Raw genomic sequence first — 2,321 nt, 5'->3', positions numbered from 1 at the left:
CAACCCACCCGCCAGCTTGATCGGGTCCGGGGTCAGGAAACGGCCGGTGTTGGGATTGTAGTAACGATGCCGGTTGTAGTGCAGGCCGGTTTCCGTGTCGTAGTACCGCCCCTGGAAGCGCGATTTCCGCGACTTTTAGACGCGGTAGCGGGCCAACCAGAGTATTTCGCCGCCGCAGCTGTTCAGTTTTATGCAAACACTAGACAGTCGAGTTGGAAAGCGGCTTTCAGTGGAACTTCGCTATCCACTATTGCCAACGAACGAAAACTGTCGGATTTACAGATATAACTAAGACAGGGCAGCCATCGCTTCCGGCGGAGAAATCGCTCTATTTCTGTACTTCTTACTTTAAAGCCCTTCCAAATCATATATACAGCCATCACTTTTTATCTTTTCAAGCCAATCATTCAATGACCTGACCTTTCTGTGTTTATTCTTCTCAGCATACTCCCGCCTTAGAAGCCTAAACAATTCACCAACCTTTTCTCGACCAAGCACTCCTATTTCGCTTAGTATGCCTCCTCGCTGAAGAACTTTTTTATCACGACGAAGTCCGTAGTAGGCGCTCAGATTCATTAGTAGGCTGTCGGCTGCCTCATATGAAGTAGAAATCCCTTCCAAGTATCTAAGGAAGAAGTCATTCAATATAGACATTTCAATATTCGACTCAGCTAGATGCGCACAAATACCTTGCCAGTTATTTATATATAAATGCTCCCCCCAGTCAGGATCAGGTGAAAAATAAGGCCCTTTTCCACAAAAAAACTCTACCGGTTCTTTATTCTCTAACGCCATTTGAATTTTTTTCTTCACCGCGGCCCCTATTGTCGATAGTCGCACGACTCAGTAGTGGCTGATCTCTTTCCTACTACAGCATAAACAGCACGTATTTAAATTTGAAAACAAATTAATCAACGCCCCAAGAGCAATGCTCATAGGCACAACTGATACAGTCTTTCTCGCAGATCATCCAAGTTATCATTCTCTTTCTTTAAAATCTTTCCATCCTTAGACAAAACAACATCGTTAAGGGAGCCCATCCCTGAATACATAGAAAAAATGTTACTCGCAACCGACTCTGGGTCAGAGTCAAGATTACGAACCTGAACCTCTAAGGCTCTCCCCCATTCACCCGCCCCTCCGTCAATCAAAAGTATAATCATCTGAGACGCTACATCTCTGATTGCCCGGGAATTTTCACATCAAACGTCATTGTTTAATTATCTCTACGCCTATAGCCACGGCCTTAAATTAATTACCTGTGGAGTGCCGCCTACGTAGAGTCCACCTTGTCACCCAACCTGACCGACATATACCTCACTTCCTGCTGGGCTTGTGCCTCTTCACTCTGAGCGACAGACTTACCCGAAGCTCTGGTGTAATGCTCTCGGGCTTGTATGTTACGGTGCCTACACAGTGCTTTCTATATTAAAGCCTAGGTTGCAACTCCACGATCTCTCCCAGGTTGAATAATTAATAAATTATCTACCTCTCTATTTCTGCAGCGCATGACAAATGGTAAAGCTAAACCGGGGTTCTTCATATAACTTTCAAAAGTATTCTTGTCAATCTCAAAATACTCCTCATAATCAACCATTCCATTGCTTACTGGTATTGAGATATAAAATTTTCCTGAGCTTTCTTCTATCCCTATAGAAAATCGCTCATCCTTGTTGAAATAAGAATCATTAAATCTCATGCGTGTCTAACCTATAAGTCGACTGGAGAAATTTTTAACTTCGGCATGTGGGTTCCCCCAACATCAATTATTGCCTCGCTATTCCCAGTTGGCAGTTTTCCACCCGGAATCCAGAATTCATTAGTCCCTGCCTCATTCCCTGATGGAATTCTAAGATTAAGTTCTTGAGGGTTAGAAATATCAACACGGACCATCTTGTTACTTTCTAGGAAACCTGATGGCAGCCCAAGAGCAGTTTCTAATGCGGGCGCATTTCCTTGGGTAGACTCCAGTAGTTTATCGGCCTCTGTCTTAGGCATGACGAAAGATGTTCCATCACGCTGACCAATGCCATATTTATCCAGATTTTTCTGGGTCATAAATCTAGATGCACCGTTATCAAACTGACTCAGATGATTTTTTATGTATTCTGATGAAAGATACTCACTTGGATCTGGTCGAGCTCCTTTAGGAATTGTCGTAATTTCTTCAATTTTCGCCGTTGTCAACGGAGGAGAGGCGTTAAGACAGTCTCCATGTGTACTAGCCAACCCCAACGGATCCACCCACCCCGTCGGGTTAGGCACGTACTGGTAGTGGTTCAATCCACCCGCCAGCTTGATCGGGTCCGGGGTCAGGAAAC

The 2,321-nt window shown here is 44.5% G+C and carries 4 protein-coding genes and 1 pseudogene; all 5 read right to left on the bottom strand.

The window, feature by feature from the left end; genetic code table 11:
• Window positions 1–290, bottom strand: a pseudogene (locus BM060_RS33495) (RHS repeat-associated core domain-containing protein); the annotation flags it as partial.
• 58 nt (window positions 291–348) lie between these two features.
• Window positions 349–813: a hypothetical protein gene (locus BM060_RS32825; RefSeq protein ID WP_135499906.1), complete on the bottom strand. Its 465-nt coding sequence runs from the start codon at window positions 811–813 to the stop codon at window positions 349–351.
• Window positions 814–932: 119 nt separating this feature from the next.
• Complete coding sequence (locus BM060_RS33815; RefSeq protein ID WP_371857843.1) at window positions 933–1,163, bottom strand: DUF6966 domain-containing protein; 231 nt, start codon at window positions 1,161–1,163, stop codon at window positions 933–935.
• Between the two features lie 272 nt (window positions 1,164–1,435).
• A complete protein-coding gene (locus tag BM060_RS31985) occupies window positions 1,436–1,699 on the bottom strand; it encodes a hypothetical protein (RefSeq protein ID WP_074986584.1) in 264 nt (87 codons plus the stop codon).
• Between the two features lie 11 nt (window positions 1,700–1,710).
• The coding region (locus BM060_RS33490; protein WP_305728551.1) for an RHS repeat-associated core domain-containing protein at window positions 1,711–2,321 on the bottom strand (611 nt) is incomplete at its 5' end.

The sequence above is a fragment of the Pseudomonas citronellolis genome (genome assembly GCF_900112375.1).
Lineage (GTDB): Bacteria > Pseudomonadota > Gammaproteobacteria > Pseudomonadales > Pseudomonadaceae > Pseudomonas > Pseudomonas citronellolis.
The sequence above is the reverse complement of the archived record's forward strand: the minus strand, read 5'-3'. Positions and strand labels throughout refer to the sequence as shown.

What these genes read in the sequence shown, in the direction of transcription:
- BM060_RS31985 (WP_074986584.1), bottom strand. Translation starts at nt 1,699, where the DNA reads ATGAGATTTAATGATTCTTATTTCAACAAGGATGAGCGATTTTCTATA.
- BM060_RS33815 (WP_371857843.1), bottom strand. Translation starts at nt 1,163, where the DNA reads ATGATTATACTTTTGATTGACGGAGGGGCGGGTGAATGGGGGAGAGCC.